This window comes from Streptomyces smaragdinus, assembly GCF_009604385.1.
Lineage (GTDB): Bacteria > Actinomycetota > Actinomycetes > Streptomycetales > Streptomycetaceae > Streptomyces > Streptomyces smaragdinus.
In genome coordinates this window covers 15728-34925 of sequence record NZ_WEGJ01000012.1, presented here as the reverse complement: position 1 = coordinate 34925, position 19198 = coordinate 15728, and the positions used below count along the sequence as shown (strand labels likewise).

The 19198-nt window shown below is 66.7% G+C and carries 24 protein-coding genes; 23 read left to right on the top strand and 1 reads right to left on the bottom strand.

Going from position 1 to position 19198, the window contains the following annotated elements:
- Positions 1-44: 44 nt before the first annotated feature.
- From SRB5_RS17375 to tuf, 6 genes are all read left to right on the top strand, one after another.
- Positions 45-3950, top strand: a complete 3906-nt coding sequence (locus SRB5_RS17375; RefSeq protein WP_323378046.1) for a DNA-directed RNA polymerase subunit beta' — start codon at positions 45-47, stop codon at positions 3948-3950.
- Positions 3951-4120: 170 nt separating this feature from the next.
- Positions 4121-4636 (top strand): DUF1707 and DUF4190 domain-containing protein, encoded by a 516-nt coding sequence (locus SRB5_RS17370; protein ID WP_228390129.1) that lies wholly within the window; start codon positions 4121-4123, stop codon positions 4634-4636.
- 326 nt (positions 4637-4962) lie between these two features.
- Entirely contained in the window at positions 4963-5334 is a 372-nt protein-coding gene (gene rpsL / locus SRB5_RS17365; RefSeq protein WP_003948652.1) for a 30S ribosomal protein S12, read from the top strand.
- 2 nt (positions 5335-5336) lie between these two features.
- Complete coding sequence (gene rpsG, locus SRB5_RS17360; protein WP_153452988.1) at positions 5337-5807, top strand: 30S ribosomal protein S7; 471 nt, start codon at positions 5337-5339, stop codon at positions 5805-5807.
- A 39-nt stretch (positions 5808-5846) separates the two neighbouring features.
- Positions 5847-7967: an elongation factor G gene (gene fusA, locus SRB5_RS17355; protein ID WP_153452987.1), complete on the top strand. Its 2121-nt coding sequence runs from the start codon at positions 5847-5849 to the stop codon at positions 7965-7967.
- Between the two features lie 162 nt (positions 7968-8129).
- Positions 8130-9323 carry an elongation factor Tu gene (tuf, locus tag SRB5_RS17350; protein ID WP_323378044.1) on the top strand — a complete coding sequence of 398 codons (1194 nt, stop codon included), beginning with the start codon at positions 8130-8132 and terminating at the stop codon, positions 9321-9323.
- Between the two features lie 152 nt (positions 9324-9475).
- On the opposite strand, the gene SRB5_RS17345 is transcribed toward tuf, so the two are convergent.
- Positions 9476-10702 (bottom strand): phospholipase D-like domain-containing protein, encoded by a 1227-nt coding sequence (locus tag SRB5_RS17345; RefSeq protein ID WP_153452985.1) that lies wholly within the window; start codon positions 10700-10702, stop codon positions 9476-9478.
- 522 nt (positions 10703-11224) lie between these two features.
- Here SRB5_RS17345 and rpsJ point away from each other — a divergent pair.
- The 17 genes from rpsJ (at position 11225) to rplF (ending at position 19198) form a co-directional block, all read left to right on the top strand.
- Positions 11225-11533 (top strand): 30S ribosomal protein S10, encoded by a 309-nt coding sequence (gene rpsJ / locus SRB5_RS17340; RefSeq protein ID WP_003948644.1) that lies wholly within the window; start codon positions 11225-11227, stop codon positions 11531-11533.
- Positions 11534-11551: 18 nt separating this feature from the next.
- Complete coding sequence (gene rplC, locus SRB5_RS17335; protein WP_153452983.1) at positions 11552-12196, top strand: 50S ribosomal protein L3; 645 nt, start codon at positions 11552-11554, stop codon at positions 12194-12196.
- A 4-nt stretch (positions 12197-12200) separates the two neighbouring features.
- Positions 12201-12875 (top strand): 50S ribosomal protein L4, encoded by a 675-nt coding sequence (gene rplD / locus SRB5_RS17330; RefSeq protein WP_153452981.1) that lies wholly within the window; start codon positions 12201-12203, stop codon positions 12873-12875.
- Positions 12875-13207: a 50S ribosomal protein L23 gene (gene rplW / locus SRB5_RS17325; protein WP_153452979.1), complete on the top strand. Its 333-nt coding sequence runs from the start codon at positions 12875-12877 to the stop codon at positions 13205-13207. The genes rplD and rplW overlap by 1 nt, the downstream gene beginning before the upstream one ends.
- A 40-nt stretch (positions 13208-13247) precedes the next feature.
- Positions 13248-14084, top strand: a complete 837-nt coding sequence (gene rplB / locus SRB5_RS17320; RefSeq protein ID WP_153452977.1) for a 50S ribosomal protein L2 — start codon at positions 13248-13250, stop codon at positions 14082-14084.
- A gap of 12 nt (positions 14085-14096) precedes the next feature.
- Positions 14097-14378: a 30S ribosomal protein S19 gene (gene rpsS / locus SRB5_RS17315; protein ID WP_153452975.1), complete on the top strand. Its 282-nt coding sequence runs from the start codon at positions 14097-14099 to the stop codon at positions 14376-14378.
- Between the two features lie 43 nt (positions 14379-14421).
- A complete protein-coding gene (gene rplV / locus SRB5_RS17310) occupies positions 14422-14769 on the top strand; it encodes a 50S ribosomal protein L22 (RefSeq protein ID WP_153452973.1) in 348 nt (115 codons plus the stop codon).
- A complete protein-coding gene (rpsC, locus tag SRB5_RS17305) occupies positions 14769-15629 on the top strand; it encodes a 30S ribosomal protein S3 (RefSeq protein WP_153452971.1) in 861 nt (286 codons plus the stop codon). The genes rplV and rpsC overlap by 1 nt, the downstream gene beginning before the upstream one ends.
- A 5-nt stretch (positions 15630-15634) precedes the next feature.
- Positions 15635-16054, top strand: coding sequence for a 50S ribosomal protein L16 (rplP, locus tag SRB5_RS17300; RefSeq protein WP_153452969.1), 420 nt, complete (start codon positions 15635-15637; stop codon positions 16052-16054).
- Entirely contained in the window at positions 16054-16281 is a 228-nt protein-coding gene (gene rpmC / locus SRB5_RS17295; RefSeq protein ID WP_153452967.1) for a 50S ribosomal protein L29, read from the top strand. The genes rplP and rpmC overlap by 1 nt, the downstream gene beginning before the upstream one ends.
- Positions 16278-16556 carry a 30S ribosomal protein S17 gene (gene rpsQ / locus SRB5_RS17290; RefSeq protein WP_153452965.1) on the top strand — a complete coding sequence of 93 codons (279 nt, stop codon included), beginning with the start codon at positions 16278-16280 and terminating at the stop codon, positions 16554-16556. The genes rpmC and rpsQ overlap by 4 nt, the downstream gene beginning before the upstream one ends.
- Before the next feature lie 104 nt (positions 16557-16660).
- A complete protein-coding gene (rplN, locus tag SRB5_RS17285) occupies positions 16661-17029 on the top strand; it encodes a 50S ribosomal protein L14 (RefSeq protein WP_323378043.1) in 369 nt (122 codons plus the stop codon).
- 2 nt (positions 17030-17031) lie between these two features.
- Positions 17032-17355 carry a 50S ribosomal protein L24 gene (gene rplX, locus SRB5_RS17280; RefSeq protein ID WP_153452963.1) on the top strand — a complete coding sequence of 108 codons (324 nt, stop codon included), beginning with the start codon at positions 17032-17034 and terminating at the stop codon, positions 17353-17355.
- The gene (gene rplE, locus SRB5_RS17275) at positions 17355-17915 is read left to right on the top strand and encodes a 50S ribosomal protein L5 (RefSeq protein WP_153452961.1); all 561 of its coding nucleotides are present in this window, start codon (positions 17355-17357) and stop codon (positions 17913-17915) included. The genes rplX and rplE overlap by 1 nt, the downstream gene beginning before the upstream one ends.
- Before the next feature lie 3 nt (positions 17916-17918).
- Positions 17919-18104 (top strand): type Z 30S ribosomal protein S14, encoded by a 186-nt coding sequence (locus SRB5_RS17270; RefSeq protein WP_003956452.1) that lies wholly within the window; start codon positions 17919-17921, stop codon positions 18102-18104.
- 132 nt (positions 18105-18236) lie between these two features.
- Positions 18237-18635, top strand: a complete 399-nt coding sequence (rpsH, locus tag SRB5_RS17260; protein WP_153452959.1) for a 30S ribosomal protein S8 — start codon at positions 18237-18239, stop codon at positions 18633-18635.
- Between the two features lie 23 nt (positions 18636-18658).
- On the top strand, positions 18659-19198 hold the full coding sequence (gene rplF, locus SRB5_RS17255; protein ID WP_153452957.1) for a 50S ribosomal protein L6: 540 nt from the start codon (positions 18659-18661) through the stop codon (positions 19196-19198).

Genomic DNA, 19198 nt, shown 5'->3' with positions numbered 1-19198 from the left:
TACAGACCATTGATTGACACGACCCTGAGAGGGATTGACGCATAGTGCTCGACGTCAACTTCTTCGACGAGCTGCGGATCGGCCTTGCGACCGCGGACGACATCCGGACCTGGTCGCACGGCGAGGTCAAGAAGCCGGAGACCATCAACTACCGCACCCTCAAGCCGGAAAAGGACGGGCTCTTCTGCGAGAAGATCTTCGGCCCCACCCGGGACTGGGAGTGCTACTGCGGCAAGTACAAGCGTGTCCGCTTCAAGGGCATCATCTGCGAGCGGTGTGGCGTCGAGGTCACCCGCGCGAAGGTGCGCCGTGAGCGGATGGGCCACATCGAGCTCGCCGCTCCCGTCACGCACATCTGGTACTTCAAGGGCGTCCCGTCGCGCCTGGGCTATCTGCTGGACCTGGCCCCGAAGGACCTCGAGAAGGTCATCTACTTCGCCGCCTACATGATCACGTGGGTGGACGAGGAGCGCCGTACCCGCGACCTGTCGTCGCTGGAGGCCCACATCTCCGTGGAGCGCCAGCAGATCGAGCAGCGCCGCGACGCGGACCTCGAGGCCCGAGCCAAGAAGGCCGAGGCCGACCTGGCCGAGCTCGAGGCCGAGGGTGCCAAGGCCGACGTGCGCCGCAAGGTGCGCGAGGGCGGCGAGCGCGAGATGAAGCAGCTCCGCGACCGGGCCCAGCGTGAGCTGGACCGGCTCGACGAGGTGTGGAACCGGTTCAAGAACCTCAAGGTCCAGGACCTCGAGGGCGACGAGCTGCTCTACCGTGAGCTGCGCGACCGCTTCGGCACCTACTTCTCCGGCGGTATGGGCGCGGCCGCCCTGCAGAAGCGCCTGGAGTCGTTCGACCTGGACGAGGAAGCGGAGAAGCTCCGCGAGATCATCCGCACCGGCAAGGGCCAGAAGAAGACCCGTGCCCTCAAGCGGCTGAAGGTCGTCTCCGCGTTCCAGACCACCCGTAACAGCCCCAACGGCATGGTCCTGGACTGCGTCCCGGTCATCCCGCCGGACCTGCGTCCGATGGTGCAGCTGGACGGTGGCCGCTTCGCGACCTCCGACCTGAACGACCTGTACCGCCGCGTCATCAACCGGAACAACCGACTGAAGCGGCTTCTCGACCTCGGCGCGCCCGAGATCATCGTGAACAACGAGAAGCGCATGCTCCAGGAGGCCGTCGACGCCCTGTTCGACAACGGCCGCCGCGGCCGCCCGGTCACGGGCCCCGGCAACCGTCCCCTGAAGTCCCTCAGCGACATGCTGAAGGGCAAGCAGGGCCGTTTCCGGCAGAACCTGCTCGGCAAGCGAGTCGACTACTCGGCGCGTTCCGTCATCGTCGTCGGCCCGCAGCTGAAGCTGCACCAGTGCGGTCTGCCCAAGGCCATGGCGCTGGAGCTCTTCAAGCCGTTCGTGATGAAGCGGCTGGTCGACCTGAACCACGCGCAGAACATCAAGTCCGCCAAGCGGATGGTCGAGCGCGGCCGCACCGTGGTGTACGACGTCCTCGAAGAGGTCATCGCCGAGCACCCGGTGCTGCTGAACCGTGCGCCCACCCTGCACCGGCTGGGCATCCAGGCCTTCGAGCCGCAGCTGGTCGAGGGCAAGGCCATCCAGATCCACCCGCTGGTCTGCACCGCGTTCAACGCGGACTTCGACGGCGACCAGATGGCCGTACACCTGCCGCTGTCCGCCGAGGCGCAGGCCGAGGCACGCATCCTGATGCTGTCGTCGAACAACATCCTCAAGCCGGCCGACGGCCGGCCGGTGACGATGCCGACGCAGGACATGGTGCTGGGTCTGTTCTTCCTCACCACCGACGGCGAGCTGCGTGACGTCAAGGGCGAGGGCCGGTCCTTCGGCTCCACGGCCGAGGCGATCATGGCGTTCGACGCCGGTGAGCTGGCGCTGCAGTCGCGGGTCGACATCCGCTTCCCGGTGGGCACCGTCCCGCCGCGGGGCTGGACGCCGCCGGCGCCCGCCGAGGGCGAGGACCAGGGCGACTGGCAGCCGGGCGACCCGTTCCGGCTGACGACCAGCCTGGGCCGGGCGCTCTTCAACGAGCTGCTGCCCGAGGACTACCCGTTCGTCGACTACGCGGTGGGCAAGAAGCAGCTCTCCGAGATCGTCAACGACCTCGCCGAGCGCTACCCGAAGGTCATCGTCGCGGCGACGCTGGACAACCTGAAGGCGGCCGGCTTCCACTGGGCCACCCGCTCCGGTGTCACCGTCGCCATCTCGGACGTCGTCGTCCCCGAGGCGAAGAAGGGCATCGTCGCGGGCTACGAGGCCCAGGACGAGAAGATCCAGAAGCAGTACGAGCGCGGTCTGATCACCAAGGAAGAGCGCACGCAGGAGCTCATCGCGATCTGGACCAAGGCGACCAACGAGGTCGCCGAGGCGATGAACGCGAACTTCCCGAAGACGAACCCGATCTTCATGATGGTCGACTCGGGCGCGCGCGGAAACATGATGCAGATGCGTCAGATCGCCGGTATGCGTGGTCTGGTGTCCAACGCGAAGAACGAGACCATCCCGCGGCCGATCAAGGCGTCGTTCCGCGAGGGTCTGTCCGTGCTGGAGTACTTCATCTCCACCCACGGTGCCCGAAAGGGCCTCGCGGACACCGCCCTGCGTACCGCCGACTCGGGTTACCTGACCCGTCGTCTGGTGGACGTGTCGCAGGACGTCATCATCCGCGAGGAGGACTGCGGCACCGAGCGCGGCCTCAAGCTCAAGATCGCGGTCCGCGGCGAGGACGGCTCGCTCCGCAAGACGGACGACGTCGAGACCAGCGTGTACGCGCGGATGCTGGCCGAGGACGTCGTCATCGACGGCAAGGTCATCGCGCCGGCCAACGTCGACCTGGGCGATGTCCTCATCGACCAGCTCGTCAAGCACGGCGTGGAGGAGGTCAAGACCCGCTCGGTGCTCACCTGTGAGTCCGCCGTCGGTACCTGCGCCTTCTGCTACGGCCGCTCGCTGGCCACGGGCAAGCTGGTCGACATCGGTGAGGCGGTCGGCATCATCGCCGCCCAGTCCATCGGTGAGCCGGGCACCCAGCTGACGATGCGTACCTTCCACACCGGTGGTGTGGCCGGTGACGACATCACCCAGGGTCTGCCCCGTGTCGTCGAGCTCTTCGAGGCCCGTACCCCGAAGGGTGTCGCCCCGATCTCCGAGGCCTCCGGCCGGGTGCGGATCGAGGAGACGGAGAAGACCAAGAAGCTCGTCGTCACCCCGGACGACGGCTCGGACGAGACGGCGTACCCGATCTCCAAGCGCGCCAAGCTCCTGGTGCGCGAGGGCGACCACGTCGAGGTCGGCGAGCCGCTCACCTTCGGTGCGACCAACCCGCACGACGTGCTGCGCATCCTCGGCCAGCGGGCCGTCCAGGTCCACCTGGTCCAGGAAGTGCAGAAGGTCTACAACTCGCAGGGCGTGTCGATCCACGACAAGCACATCGAGATCATCATCCGGCAGATGCTGCGCCGGGTGACGATCATCGAGTCCGGCGACGCGGAGCTGCTGCCGGGCGAGCTGGTGGAGCGCTCGAAGTTCGAGACCGAGAACCGCCGTGTGGTGGCCGAGGGCGGGTACCCCGCCTCCGGCCGGCCGCAGCTGATGGGTATCACCAAGGCCTCGCTGGCCACGGAGTCCTGGCTGTCGGCGGCGTCCTTCCAGGAGACGACGCGAGTCCTCACGGACGCGGCGATCAACGCCAAGTCCGACTCGCTCATCGGCCTCAAGGAGAACGTCATCATCGGTAAGCTCATCCCGGCCGGTACGGGTCTGTCCCGCTACCGCAACATCCGGGTGGAGCCCACCGAGGAGGCCAAGGCCGCGATGTACTCGACCGTCGGCTACGACGACATCGACTACTCGCCCTTCGGCTCCGGCTCCGGCCAGGCGGTCCCGCTGGAGGACTACGACTACGGCCCGTACAACGGCTGACGTCACCCGCTTCACACAGGGGCGGTCCCGGGTTTCGGCCCGGGGCCGCCCCTGCGGCGTGCCGGGGAACCCCGAGGGGTGTCCCGGACGTCTAACCGGAGGGACGGGTGGGCAGGCCGATGAGGCGGGGGAGTCCCCGCGGCACTGGGGGAGGTGCTTCGCAGGTGTCCATGCAGCCGTACGGCCCCGGCGGCGGTTCGCCGTCCATGCGGGCGTCCGACGCGGACCGGGAGCGCGCGGTCGACGTCCTGCGCGCCGGTTTCGCGGAGGGACGTCTGACCAAGACGGAGTACGACGACCGGGTGGGCCGGGCGTACGAGGCGCAGACGTACGCCGATCTGCACCGCCTGGTCGGCGACCTGCCCCAGGGCCCGGCGCCGACGGCCTTCCTGGCGCCGCCCCAGCTCCCGATGCCGGCGATGCCCCGCTGGGGCATGCAGACCCCCCTGGCGCCGCCCCCGCCGTCCCGTACCAACAACGCCGCGGTGGCAGCCCTGATCTGCGGGATCGGCACCCCGCTGACCTGCGGCTTCCTGGGCCTCCCGGCGCTGATCTCCGGCCTCGTGGCCCGCCGCGAGATCCGTCACACCGGTGAGAGCGGCGACGGTATGGCGCTCACGGGTATCGTCATCGGTGCCATGGGCATGGCGCTCTGGCTGATTTTCTTCCTCACCCGCAACTTCTAGCCCGGCCCTCTGACCTGCCGGGGAGCGGGCCGGTGGCCGGTACGCGCGACCGGAGCCCATTACGTTTTGACCCAGGCGGATGCTATAGGTACGCTCTGACCTTGTGCCTGGGGTGTCCCCGGGTTCTCGCGTGCGCTCTTACGGGTGCTGCGGGAACATCGAGGAGTGACGCCCTAAAAGCCGAGTGCACACTCCCCGCTGCCGGCCAAGCAGCAGGGGCACCGGTTTGCGACACACCCGACCGCGTGGGTCGGTGGACAGTCGGTCTTCACGGACAAAACCCCAGGTTAGAAGTACCGAGATGGCACACAGAAACCGGAGAAGTAGTGCCTACGATCCAGCAGCTGGTCCGTAAGGGCCGGCAGGACAAGGTCGAGAAGAACAAGACGCCCGCGCTCGAGGGTTCCCCCCAGCGCCGCGGCGTCTGCACGCGTGTGTTCACCACCACCCCCAAGAAGCCGAACTCGGCCCTCCGTAAGGTCGCGCGTGTGCGTCTGACCTCGGGCATCGAGGTCACGGCCTACATCCCGGGTGAGGGCCACAACCTGCAGGAGCACTCCATCGTGCTCGTGCGTGGTGGCCGTGTGAAGGACCTGCCGGGTGTTCGTTACAAGATCATCCGCGGTTCCCTCGACACGCAGGGCGTCAAGAACCGTAAGCAGGCTCGGTCCCGCTACGGCGCCAAGAAGGAGAAGTAAGAATGCCTCGTAAGGGCCCCGCCCCGAAGCGCCCGGTCATCATCGACCCGGTCTACGCCTCTCCCCTGGTGACGTCGCTGATCAACAAGGTGCTGCTGCACGGCAAGCGCTCCACCGCCGAGCGCATCGTGTACGGCGCCATGGAGGGCCTGCGCGAGAAGACCGGCAACGACCCGGTCATCACGCTCAAGCGCGCCCTGGAGAACGTCAAGCCGGCCATCGAGGTCAAGTCCCGCCGTGTCGGTGGCGCGACCTACCAGGTCCCGGTCGAGGTCAAGCCCGGCCGTTCCTCGACGCTGGCGCTGCGCTGGCTCGTGGGCTACTCGCGCGCCCGTCGCGAGAAGACCATGACCGAGCGCCTCATGAACGAGCTGCTGGACGCCTCGAACGGTCTGGGCGCCTCCGTCAAGCGACGCGAGGACACCCACAAGATGGCCGAGGCGAACAAGGCGTTCGCGCACTACCGCTGGTAGTCGACACCCCCGTTATACGAGAGAGAAGACTGAGCCAACATGGCCACCACTTCGCTTGACCTGGCCAAGGTCCGCAACATCGGGATCATGGCCCACATCGACGCGGGTAAGACGACCACCACCGAGCGGATCCTGTACTACACCGGTGTGTCTTACAAGATCGGTGAGGTCCACGATGGCGCCGCCACCATGGACTGGATGGAGCAGGAGCAGGAGCGCGGCATCACGATCACGTCTGCCGCGACGACCTGCCACTGGCCGCTCGAGGACGTCGACCACACGATCAACATCATCGACACCCCGGGTCACGTGGACTTCACCGTCGAGGTGGAGCGTTCCCTGCGTGTGCTCGACGGCGCCGTGACCGTGTTCGACGGCGTGGCCGGCGTTGAGCCCCAGTCCGAGACCGTCTGGCGTCAGGCGGACCGCTACGGCGTGCCGCGTATCTGCTTCGTCAACAAGCTCGACCGCACCGGCGCCGAGTTCCACCGCTGCGTCGACATGATCGAGGACCGCCTGGGTGCGACCCCGATCGTCATGCAGCTGCCCATCGGCACCGAGGCGGACTTCCGCGGCGTGGTCGACCTGGTCCGGATGAAGGCCCTGGTCTGGTCCGCCGAGACCGCGCTCGGCGAGGCGTACGACGTCGTCGACATCCCGGACACGCACACCGAGGCCGCGGACGAGTACCGCGGCAAGCTCCTCGAGGTCGTGGCCGAGAACGACGAGGAGATGATGGAGCTGTACCTCGAGGGCGTCGAGCCCACCGAGGAGCAGCTGTACGCGGCGATCCGCCGCATCACCCTCAACTCCGGCAAGAACGACGGGGTCACCATCACCCCCGTCTTCTGCGGCACCGCGTTCAAGAACAAGGGCGTCCAGCCCCTGCTCGACGCCGTCGTGCGCTACCTGCCTTCCCCGCTGGACATCGAGGCCATCGAGGGCCACGACCCCAGCGACCCGGAGAAGGTCGTCCTGCGCAAGCCGTCCGAGGACGAGCCGATGTCGGCCCTCGCGTTCAAGATCGCGAGCGACCCGCACCTCGGCAAGCTCACCTTCATCCGGGTCTACTCGGGCCGCCTCGAGGCGGGCTCCCAGGTCCAGAACTCGGTGAAGGGCAAGAAGGAGCGCATCGGCAAGATCTACCGGATGCACGCCAACAAGCGTGAGGAGATCGACTCGGTGGGTGCCGGCGACATCGTCGCCGTCATGGGTCTGAAGCAGACCACCACCGGCGAGACCCTCTGCGACCCGGCGAACCCGGTGATCCTCGAGTCGATGGACTTCCCGGCCCCGGTCATCCAGGTGGCCATCGAGCCGAAGTCCAAGGGCGACCAGGAGAAGCTCGGCACGGCGATCCAGCGCCTCGCCGAGGAGGACCCCTCCTTCAAGGTGCACACCGACGAGGAGACCGGCCAGACCATCATCGCGGGTATGGGCGAGCTGCACCTCGACGTGCTGGTCGACCGTATGCGCCGTGAGTTCAAAGTCGAGGCGAACGTCGGTAAGCCGCAGGTGGCCTACCGCGAGACGCTGCGCAAGGCCGTCGAGCGCTACGACTACACCCACAAGAAGCAGACCGGTGGTTCCGGTCAGTTCGCGAAGGTGCAGATCGCGCTCGAGCCGCTCGAGGGCGACGGCTACGAGTTCGAGAACCGGGTCACCGGTGGCCGTATCCCGCGGGAGTACATCCCGTCCGTGGACGCGGGCGCGCAGGAGGCCATGGAGTTCGGTGTGCTCGCCGGCTACCCGCTCACGGGTGTGAAGGTCATCCTCCTCGACGGTGGCTACCACGAGGTCGACTCGTCTGAGATGGCCTTCAAGATCGCCGGTTCGATGGCCTTCAAGGAGGCCGCGCGCAAGGCCTCCCCGGCCCTGCTCGAGCCGATGATGAAGGTCGAGGTCACGACGCCCGAGGACTACATGGGCGACGTGATCGGCGACATCAACTCCCGCCGCGGTCAGATCCAGTCGATGGAGGACCGTCACGGCGCCAAGCTCGTCACGGGCCTGGTTCCGCTGTCGGAGATGTTCGGTTACGTGGGTGACCTGCGCAGCAAGACCTCTGGTCGCGCAAGCTACTCCATGCAGTTCGACTCCTACGCCGAGGTTCCCCGGAGCGTCGCGGAGGAGATCATCGCGAAGGCCAAGGGCGAATAACCCTCTAGGCTGTAGCACAAGGGCTTACGGGGCATTCCGCCGCAGACCGTCCGGTATCCATCCGGAGGGGTCTGTGGCGGGGTCCCGGCAGCCGGCCCCCAGCAAAAGTTCACCTGGCGCCGATGAGTAGAGGCGTACAGAACCACTCCACAGGAGGATCCCGTGGCGAAGGCGAAGTTCGAGCGGACTAAGCCGCACGTCAACATCGGCACCATCGGTCACATTGACCACGGTAAGACGACCCTCACGGCCGCCATTACCAAGGTGCTGCACGACGCGTACCCGGACCTGAACGAGGCTTCGGCCTTTGACCAGATCGACAAGGCTCCTGAGGAGCGCCAGCGCGGTATCACGATCTCGATCGCGCACGTCGAGTACCAGACCGAGACGCGTCACTACGCCCACGTCGACTGCCCCGGTCACGCGGACTACATCAAGAACATGATCACGGGTGCGGCGCAGATGGACGGCGCCATCCTGGTGGTCGCCGCCACCGACGGCCCGATGCCGCAGACCAAGGAGCACGTGCTCCTGGCCCGCCAGGTCGGCGTGCCGTACATCGTCGTCGCGCTGAACAAGGCCGACATGGTGGACGACGAGGAGATCCTGGAGCTCGTCGAGCTCGAGGTCCGTGAGCTCCTCTCCGAGTACGAGTTCCCGGGCGACGACGTCCCGGTCGTCAAGGTGTCCGCTCTGAAGGCGCTCGAGGGCGACAAGGAGTGGGGCCAGACGGTCCTGGACCTGATGGCGGCCGTGGACGAGTCCATCCCGCAGCCCGAGCGTGACGTCGACAAGCCGTTCCTGATGCCGATCGAGGACGTCTTCACGATCACCGGTCGTGGCACCGTCGTCACCGGTCGTATCGAGCGTGGTGTCCTCAAGGTCAACGAGACCGTCGACATCATCGGCATCAAGCCGGAGAAGACGACCACCACGGTCACCGGCATCGAGATGTTCCGCAAGCTGCTCGACGAGGGCCAGGCCGGTGAGAACGTCGGTCTGCTCCTCCGTGGCATCAAGCGTGAGGACGTCGAGCGCGGCCAGGTCATCATCAAGCCGGGTTCGGTCACGCCGCACACGGAGTTCGAGGCCACGGCGTACATCCTGTCCAAGGACGAGGGTGGCCGTCACACGCCGTTCTTCAACAACTACCGTCCGCAGTTCTACTTCCGGACGACCGACGTGACCGGCGTCGTGCACCTCCCCGAGGGCACCGAGATGGTCATGCCGGGCGACAACACCGACATGCGCGTTGAGCTGATTCAGCCCATCGCCATGGAGGAGGGTCTGAAGTTCGCCATCCGTGAGGGTGGCCGCACCGTTGGTGCCGGTCAGGTCACCAAGATCCTGGCCTGAGCCTCGGGCTCGCTGGGCCCCGTATCGCCGGTTCTTCCGGTGGTACGGGGCCTCTTGCGTCTTACGCCGCGCCGCTGGTTTCGGGGGCTCCGCCCCCGGACCCCCGTATCGGCGCTCCGCGCCTCGGCCTCAAACGCCGGCCGGGCTGATGATTACGCCTCCCTCTTGCAGACCGTGATGTTGTCGCTCGTCCCCGGGGACGCCGCCGCGCGGACCTGCTGGAAGTTCGCCTCGAACGCCGCGTAGACCGCCGCGTCCTTGATCTTCAGCATCGCCTCGTCGTTGTTGCGGAGCGCCGGGCCCGAGAAGTTGTGGCTGCCCGTCCACAGGTAGCGGCCGACCACACCGTCGTACAGGCCGTCCACCAGCCAGTTCTTCGAGTGCACGATCCGGTTCGGCGTGGATGTGTCCGCGTCGTGGTCGTGCTGGTAGCAGCGGTTCGTGATGTTCGAGCGGTGCAGGACCGGCCAGGTGCCGGAGTCCGTCTCGCTGTAGACGATGTCGATCAGGCACCCCGCGCCGGCCAGCGCGGCCAGTTTGTCGGCCACACCCTGGCGGGTGATCTTCAGCATCGCGATATGGATCGTCGTCTTCTTCGCCACCCCGTCCGCGGTGTACGCGCACGTCACGTTGTCCAGGGCGTTGACCACGGTGTCCGTCGCGTTGTCGGTGCCCGCGCGCGGGAAGAAGTAGTACTTGTACGCGCCGGCGTTCCCGTAGGTGTACGTCCACGCGCCCCGGTCCTGCGCCTGGAGCTCCGTGAAGTACGAGACGTAGCCGTTGTAGAGGTCCGCGTTCCCGGCGACCGTCACCGAGCTGTTCCAGTAGCGGCTGTAGTTCGACGGGGTCAGGTTCGACGTCAGCTGGGCCACCACGTTCGTCTGCGCGCCGCCGCCGACGCTGCCGGCCAGCAGGAACTTGTTGTGGTTGATCCCCGTGCCCGACGGCCCCAGACAGGAGCTGCCCGTCGCGCACAGCTTCACCCAGGACGTCGCGCCGGTCGAGGTGCCCAGGGCGGTCCTGAGGATGTCGTACGAGGCCGGGTAGTCCAGGGTGCTGGCGTCCAGCAGCACCTTGACCTGCACGCCGCGGGCCTTCGCCGCCGCCAGGTCGTTCGCGATGGTCTCGTCCCAGAGGTGGTACATCGACAGCCGGAGGGCCGAGCCGGGGTCCGCGTTCGTGGTGATGTTCCGTACCTGGGTGCGGATGGCCTGCTGCTCGGCGGTGGTCCCCGTGGGTTGGTTGAACAGCGGACCGGTGGGGACGGTCGCCGCGTGGGCGGTGCCCGCGGGCACCAGGAGGGCGGCCAGGACGCCGGCCGTGCCCAGGACGAGGCCCGCCGCGCGGCGTAACCGGGTGGTGGTGGGTGCGGTGCGCATACTTGCTCCCCTTTGTCGGTCGATCAAGGAACGACAGCGGAGCTTACGTGCACATGACCATTAACGACAGGGCGCCCACGCGGTCATCCGGAGTGGTGACGGGCTTCACATTCGCGCGTCAACCCGGGTACGGGCACCGCCCCCTGCGCTCCCGGCGGCCGGGCGTGGTATATGCGCCGATTGGCGTTAGCCGAGCGGCGTATGGCACACTAAGCAGGTTGCTCGGTTGAGCGCCGATGCTGCACGCCTCCCGCCGGGAGGACCGGAAGCGAGTCCCAACGTATTCGTCGCCCCTGATGAGGGTGGAAGTACGGGAATCTTCCGGGAAGTGCACGCGGGGCGTCGACCAGGCTCCGGTGGGAATTCTCCCCCGGTATCCCCCAGGGAAACCGCGCGGCGGTCAGCCGCATGGTGGCACGGGGTGGAGTACGGGGAAGAATGCGACACGCCCGACCGCGTGGGTCGGAGAGTGGCGGGTTCGCCGGAGCCAGAGCGTGAATGAGACAGGACTGCTGAGAAGCCATGGCGGGACAGAAGATCCGCATCCGGCTCAAGGCCTACGACCACGAGGTCATCGATTCCTCGGCGAAGAAGATCGTCGAGACGGTGACCCGGACTGGTGCGTCGGTCGCGGGCCCGGTGCCGCTCCCCACCGAGAAGAACGTGTACTGCGTCATCAAGTCGCCGCACAAGTACAAGGACTCGCGCGAGCACTTCGAGATGCGCACCCACAAGCGCCTGATCGACATCCTCGATCCGACTCCCAAGACCGTTGACTCTCTGATGCGACTCGACCTCCCGGCCGGTGTCGACATCGAGATCAAGCTCTGAGGATCGGTGAGCTGAGAAATGGCTAAGCAGATCAAGGGCATCCTGGGCGAGAAGCTCGGCATGACCCAGGTCTGGGACGAGAACAACCGCATCGTCCCGGTCACCGTTGTCAAGGCCGGCCCCTGTGTCGTCACCCAGGTGCGCACCGCCGACCAGGACGGCTACGACTCCGTCCAGATCGCCTTCGGCGAGATCGACCCGCGCAAGGTGAACAAGCCCCTCAAGGGCCACTTCGCCAAGGCCGACGTCACCCCGCGCCGCCACCTCGTCGAGGTCCGGACGGCCGACGCCGCCGAGTACTCCCTCGGCCAGGAAGTCACCGCCGAGGTCTTCGAGTCCGGCATCAAGGTCGACGTCACCGGCAAGAGCAAGGGCAAGGGCTTCGCCGGCGTCATGAAGCGTCACGGCTTCGCCGGCGGCAAGGCCTCGCACGGTGCCCACCGCGTGCACCGCAAGCCCGGCTCGATCGGCGGCTGCGCCACCCCGGGCCGCGTCTTCAAGGGTATGAAGATGGCCGGTCGGATGGGCAACGAGCGCGTCACCACCCAGAACCTGACCGTCCACGCCGTTGACGCGGAGAAGGGGCTGCTCCTGATCAAGGGTGCGGTTCCCGGTCCGAACGGCGGGCTCGTCCTGGTCCGTACCGCGGCCAAGGGGGCTTGAGGTAATGAGCACCATTGACATCCTTTCGCCGGCAGGCGACAAGACCGGTTCCGTCGAGCTCCCCACGGAGATCTTCGACGCGAAGGTCAGCATCCCGCTGATCCACCAGGTCGTCGTCGCGCAGCTGGCCGCGGCCCGTCAGGGCACGCACAAGACGAAGACCCGTGGCGAGGTCCGCGGCGGTGGCAAGAAGCCGTACCGCCAGAAGGGCACCGGTCGCGCCCGCCAGGGTTCGACGCGCGCCCCGCAGTTCGCCGGCGGTGGCGTCGTCCACGGCCCGCAGCCGCGTGACTACTCGCAGCGGACCCCGAAGAAGATGAAGGCCGCCGCCCTGCGCGGTGCCCTCACCGACCGGGCCCGCCACAACCGCATCCACGTCGTCACCGGCGTCGTGGACGGCGAGGTGTCCACCAAGGCCGCCAAGACCCTGTTCGGCAAGATCAGCGAGCGCAAGAACGTGCTCCTGGTCATCGAGCACGGTGACGAGGCCTCGTGGCTCTCCGCCCGCAACCTGCCCGACGTGCACATCCTGGACGCCGGTCAGCTGAACACCTACGACGTGCTCATCTCCGACGACGTGGTCTTCACGCAGGCTGCTTTCGAGCGCTTCGTGGCCGGCCCCGCCGCCGCTGCGAAGGCTGTCGCCTCCGAGGCTGAGCTCGAAGGGAGCGACGCCTGATGGCCGAGAACACCGCGGCGACCGTCACCAGCAAGACGTTCACGGACCCCCGTGACGTGCTGCTGAAGCCGGTTGTCTCCGAGAAGAGCTACGCGCTGCTCGACGAGAACAAGTACACGTTCATCGTCGACCCGCGCTCCAACAAGACCCAGATCCGGCAGGCCGTCGAGGCGGCCTTCCAGGTCACCGTCACCGGCGTGAACACGATCAACCGGCAGGGCAAGCGCAAGCGCACCCGCACCGGTTACGGCAAGCGCGCGAACACCAAGCGCGCCATCGTGACCCTCGCCGAGGGCGACCGTATCGACATCTTCGGCGGTCCGGTCTCCTAACGGAGATCAGGATCGTCCGATATCGGACGAGGACTGAGAAATGGGAATCCGCAAGTACAAGCCGACGACTCCTGGCCGTCGTGGCGCCAGCGTCGCCGACTTCGTCGAGATCACGCGGTCCACGCCGGAGAAGTCGCTGGTTCGCCCGCTGCACAGCAAGGGCGGCCGTAACAATTCCGGTCGTGTGACCGTTCGCCACCAGGGTGGCGGACACAAGCGCGCCTACCGTGTCATCGACTTCCGTCGTCATGACAAGGACGGCGTGCCGGCCAAGGTCGCGCACATCGAGTACGACCCGAACCGCACCGCGCGTATCGCGCTGCTGCACTACGCGGACGGCGAGAAGCGCTACATCCTGGCGCCCGCCGGCCTGACGCAGGGCCAGCGGATCGAGAACGGCCCGGGCGCGGACATCAAGCCCGGCAACGCGATGCCGCTGCGCAACATCCCCGTGGGTACGACGATCCACGCCATCGAGATGCGGCCGGGTGGCGGTGCGAAGATCGCCCGCTCCGCCGGTTCCTCGGTGCAGCTGCTGGCGAAGGAGGGCGTCATGGCGCACCTCCGGATGCCGTCCGGTGAGATCCGCCTGGTCGACGTGCGCTGCCGCGCCACGGTCGGCGAGGTCGGCAACGCCGAGCAGTCGAACATCAACTGGGGCAAGGCCGGCCGGATGCGCTGGAAGGGCGTCCGCCCGACCGTGCGTGGTGTCGTGATGAACCCCGTCGACCACCCGCACGGTGGTGGTGAGGGCAAGACCTCCGGTGGTCGCCACCCGGTCTCGCCCTGGGGCAAGAAGGAAGGTCGTACTCGGTCGCCGAAGAAGGCGTCCAACAAGTACATCGTCCGCCGCCGCAAGACGAACAAGAAGCGCTAGGAGCGGGTTTAGATGCCGCGCAGTCTCAAGAAGGGGCCCTTCGTCGACGACCACCTCGCCAAGAAGGTGGATGTCCAGAACGAAGCCGGCACCAAGAACGTCATCAAGACCTGGTCCCGCCGCTCGATGATCATCCCGGCGATGCTGGGTCACACCATCGCGGTGCACGACGGCCGTAAGCACGTCCCGGTGTTTGTCACTGAGTCGATGGTCGGCCACAAGCTCGGCGAGTTTGCGCCGACCCGCACCTTCCGCGGCCACGTCAAGGACGACCGCAAGTCGAAGCGTCGCTGACGAGCTGGGTGCAACGACTATGACAATTTCCGAAGGGACAACCATGGATGCCATGGCCCGGGCGCGATTCGTTCGCGTCACGCCCATGAAGGCCCGCCGGGTGGTGGACCTTATCCGTGGCATGGACGCCACGGAGGCCCAGGCGGTCCTGCGCTTCGCCCCGCAGGCCGCGAGCGTGCCGGTCGGCAAGGTGCTGGACAGTGCCATCGCCAACGCCGCGCACAACTACGACCACACCGACGCCGACAGCCTCGTCATCTCCGAGGCGTACGTCGACGAGGGTCCGACCCTGAAGCGGTTCCGGCCGCGTGCCCAGGGCCGTGCCTACCGGATCCGTAAGCGGACCAGCCACATCACGGTGGTCGTCAGCAGCAAGGAAGGAACCCGGTAATGGGCCAGAAGGTAAACCCGCACGGGTTCCGGCTCGGCATCACCACGGACTTCAAGTCCCGGTGGTACGCCGACAAGCTGTACAAGGACTACGTCAAGGAAGACGTCGCCATCCGCCGGATGATGACGCAGGGCATGGAGCGGGCCGGCATCTCGAAGGTTGAGATCGAGCGCACCCGTGACCGCGTCCGCGTCGACATCCACACCGCCCGGCCGGGCATCGTCATCGGCCGTCGCGGCGCGGAGGCCGACCGTATCCGCGGCGACCTGGAGAAGCTCACCGGCAAGCAGGTGCAGCTGAACATCCTCGAGGTGAAGAACCCCGAGCTCGATGCTCAGCTCGTCGCGCAGGCCGTCGCCGAGCAGCTCTCCTCCCGCGTCTCCTTCCGTCGTGCCATGCGCAAGAGCATGCAGGGCACGATGAAGGCCGGCGCCAAGGGCATCAAGATCCAGTGCGGCGGTCGTCTCGGCGGCGCCGAGATGTCCCGCTCGGAGTTCTACCGCGAGGGCCGTGTGCCCCTGCACACGCTCCGCGCGAACGTCGACTACGGTTTCTTCGAGGCCCGTACGACCTTCGGCCGCATCGGCGTGAAGGTCTGGATCTACAAGGGCGACGTCAAGAACATCGCCGAGGTCCGCGCCGAGAACGCCGCCGCCCGCGCCGGCAACCGCCCGGCCCGTGGTGGCGCCGACCGTCCCGCCGGCCGTGGTGGCCGCGGTGGCGAGCGTGGTGGCCGCGGCCGTCGTCCGCAGCAGCAGTCGGCTCCCGCCGCCGAGGCCCCCAAGGCCGAGGCCGCCGCCCCCGCTGCTGAGAGCACCGACTCCAATCGAGCAGCCAGCTCCGCTGGCGGGGAGGCCTGACCCTCATGCTGATCCCCCGTCGGGTCAAGCACCGCAAGCAGCACCACCCCAAGCGCCGCGGTATGGCGAAGGGCGGCACGGAGCTGGCTTTCGGTGAGTACGGCATCCAGGCCGTCACCCCCGCGTACGTGACGAACCGGCAGATCGAGGCAGCTCGTATCGCCATGACCCGTCACATCAAGCGTGGCGGCAAGGTCTGGATCAACATCTACCCGGACCGTCCGCTGACGAAGAAGCCCGCCGAGACCCGCATGGGTTCCGGTAAGGGTTCTCCGGAGTGGTGGATCGCGAACGTTCACCCGGGACGGGTGATGTTCGAACTGTCCTACCCCAACGAGAAGATTGCTCGTGAGGCGCTCACCCGAGCCGCCCACAAGCTTCCGATGAAGTGCCGGATCGTACGGCGCGAGGCAGGTGACGCGTGATGTCGGCCGGTACGAAGGCGACTGAGCTGCGCCAGCTGAACAACGAGGACCTCGTTGCCAAGCTGCGTGAGGCCAAGGAGGAGCTGTTCAACCTCCGCTTCCAGGCGGCGACCGGACAGCTCGAGAACCACGGCCGGCTCAACGCCGTCCGCAAGGACATCGCCCGGATCTACACCCTCATGCGCGAGCGCGAGCTGGGCATCGAGACGGTGGAGAGTGCTTCATGAGCGAGAAGAACGTGACCGAGAACGCCCGGGCAGACCGCAAGACCCGTGAGGGTCTGGTCGTCAGCGACAAGATGGACAAGACCGTCGTCGTCGCTGTCGAGGACCGGGTCAAGCACGCGCTGTACGGCAAGGTCATCCGCCGTACGAACAAGCTCAAGGCGCACGACGAGCAGAACGCCGCCGGTGTCGGCGACCGTGTCCTCCTGATGGAGACCCGGCCGCTGTCCGCCACCAAGCGCTGGCGGGTCGTCGAGATCCTCGAGAAGGCCAAGTAAGCGTTCTGAGGCGCACAGACCTCAGAACTTTGTTCCGCCAGGCTCGCCGGGGCCGACCGTAAGGAAGGCCCCGGCGGGAACCGGCAGACGATCAGGAGATAGACGTGATCCAGCAGGAGTCGCGACTCAAGATCGCCGACAACACAGGCGCGAAGGAGATCCTTTGCATCCGTGTTCTCGGTGGTTCCGGTCGCCGCTACGCGGGTATCGGTGACGTCATCGTCGCCACCGTCAAGGACGCGATCCCCGGTGGCAACGTGAAGAAGGGTGACGTCGTCAAGGCCGTCATCGTGCGCGCCACCAAGGAGCGCCGTCGTCCGGACGGCTCGTACATCCGCTTCGACGAGAACGCGGCCGTCATCCTCAAGAACGATGGCGACCCCCGCGGCACCCGCATCTTCGGCCCCGTGGGCCGGGAGCTGCGCGAGAAGAAGTTCATGAAGATCATCTCGCTCGCGCCGGAGGTGCTGTAAGCATGAAGATCAAGAAGGGCGACCTGGTTCAGGTCATCACCGGTAAGGACAAGGGCAAGCAGGGCAAGGTCATTCAGGCCTTCCCCGCCGAGGACCGTGTTCTCGTCGAGGGTGTCAACCGGGTCAAGAAGCACACGAAGGTCGGCCAGAGCAGCCGCGGTTCCAAGACCGGCGGCATCATCACCACCGAGGCGCCGGTCCACATCTCCAACGTCCAGCTGGTCGTGGAGAAGGACGGCAAGAAGGTCGTGACCCGCGTCGGCTACCGCTTCGACGACAACGGCAACAAGATCCGCGTTGCCAAGCGAACTGGTGAGGACATCTGATGACTGCCACCACCAACGCGCCCCGTCTGAAGACGCGCTACCGCGAGGAGATCTCGGGCAAGCTGCAGGAGCAGTTCTCGTACGAGAACGTCATGCAGATCCCGGGTCTGGTCAAGATCGTGGTCAACATGGGTGTGGGCGACGCCGCCCGCGACTCCAAGCTGATCGACGGCGCCATCCGCGACCTCACCACGATCACCGGCCAGAAGCCCTCGGTCACCAAGGCCCGCAAGTCCATCGCGCAGTTCAAGCTGCGTGAGGGTCAGCCGATCGGTGCCCACGTCACCCTCCGCGGTGACCGGATGTGGGAGTTCCTGGACCGGCTGCTGTCGCTCGCGCTTCCGCGTATCCGCGACTTCCGCGGTCTGTCGCCGAAGCAGTTCGACGGCCGCGGCAACTACACCTTCGGTCTCACGGAGCAGGTCATGTTCCACGAGATCGACCAGGACAAGATCGACCGCACCCGGGGTATGGACATCACCGTGGTCACCACGGCGACCAACGACGACGAGGGCCGCGCCCTTCTGCGTCACCTCGGCTTCCCGTTCAAGGAGGCGTGAGCCGTGGCGAAGAAGGCTCTCATTGCCAAGGCCGCCCGTAAGCCCAAGTTCGGTGTGCGTGCCTACACGCGCTGCCAGCGCTGTGGCCGGCCCCACTCCGTGTACCGCAAGTTCGGCCTGTGCCGTGTGTGCCTCCGTGAGATGGCGCACCGCGGCGAGCTGCCGGGCGTGACCAAGAGCTCCTGGTAATTCCAGTCGCTCTCGGCAAAACCAGCTACTACGCCGTAGGTCCCCGCTCCACACCCGCCCCCGCGCCTCGTGCGCGGGGGAGAGGGACGGAACAGACAGGAAACCGCGGCGAGAGAGGCCGAAGGCCATCACATGACCATGACTGACCCGATCGCAGACATGCTGACCCGTCTGCGTAACGCTAACTCGGCGTACCACGACTCCGTGAAGATGCCGCACAGCAAGATCAAGTCGCACATCGCGGAGATCCTCCAGCAGGAGGGCTACATCACCGGCTGGCGCACCGAGGACGCGGAGGTCGGCAAGAACCTCGTCCTCGAGCTGAAGTTCGGCCCGAACCGCGAGCGTTCGATCGCCGGCATCAAGCGGATTTCGAAGCCGGGCCTTCGGGTCTACGCGAAGTCCACCAATGTGCCGAAGGTCCTCGGCGGCCTGGGCGTGGCGATCATCTCCACGTCCCACGGTCTCCTGACCGGCCAGCAGGCGCAGAAGAAGGGCGTAGGTGGGGAAGTCCTCGCCTACGTCTGGTAACCAGGGAACGGAGGAATAGCAACATGTCGCGTATTGGCAAGCTGCCCGTCCAGGTTCCCGCCGGTGTGGACGTCACCATCGACGGCCGTACGGTCGCTGTGAAGGGCCCCAAGGGTTCCCTCTCGCACACCGTTGCCGCGCCGATCGAGGTCGCGAAGGGCGAGGACGGCACGATCGTCGTCTCGCGTCCGAACGACGAGCGCAAGAACAAGGCCCTGCACGGCCTGTCCCGCACGCTGGTGGCGAACATGGTCACCGGCGTGACCCAGGGCTACGTCAAGAAGCTCGAGATCAGCGGTGTCGGTTACCGCGTTCTGGCCAAGGGCTCGAACCTCGAGTTCTCGCTCGGATACAGCCACCCGATCCTCGTCGAGGCCCCCGAGGGCATCACCTTCAAGGTCGAGGCTCCGACGCGCTTCAGCGTCGAGGGCATCGACAAGCAGAAGGTCGGCGAGATCGCGGCGCAGATCCGGAAGCTCCGCAAGCCTGACCCGTACAAGGCCAAGGGCGTCAAGTACGAAGGCGAAGTCATCCGCCGCAAGGTCGGAAAGGCTGGTAAGTAA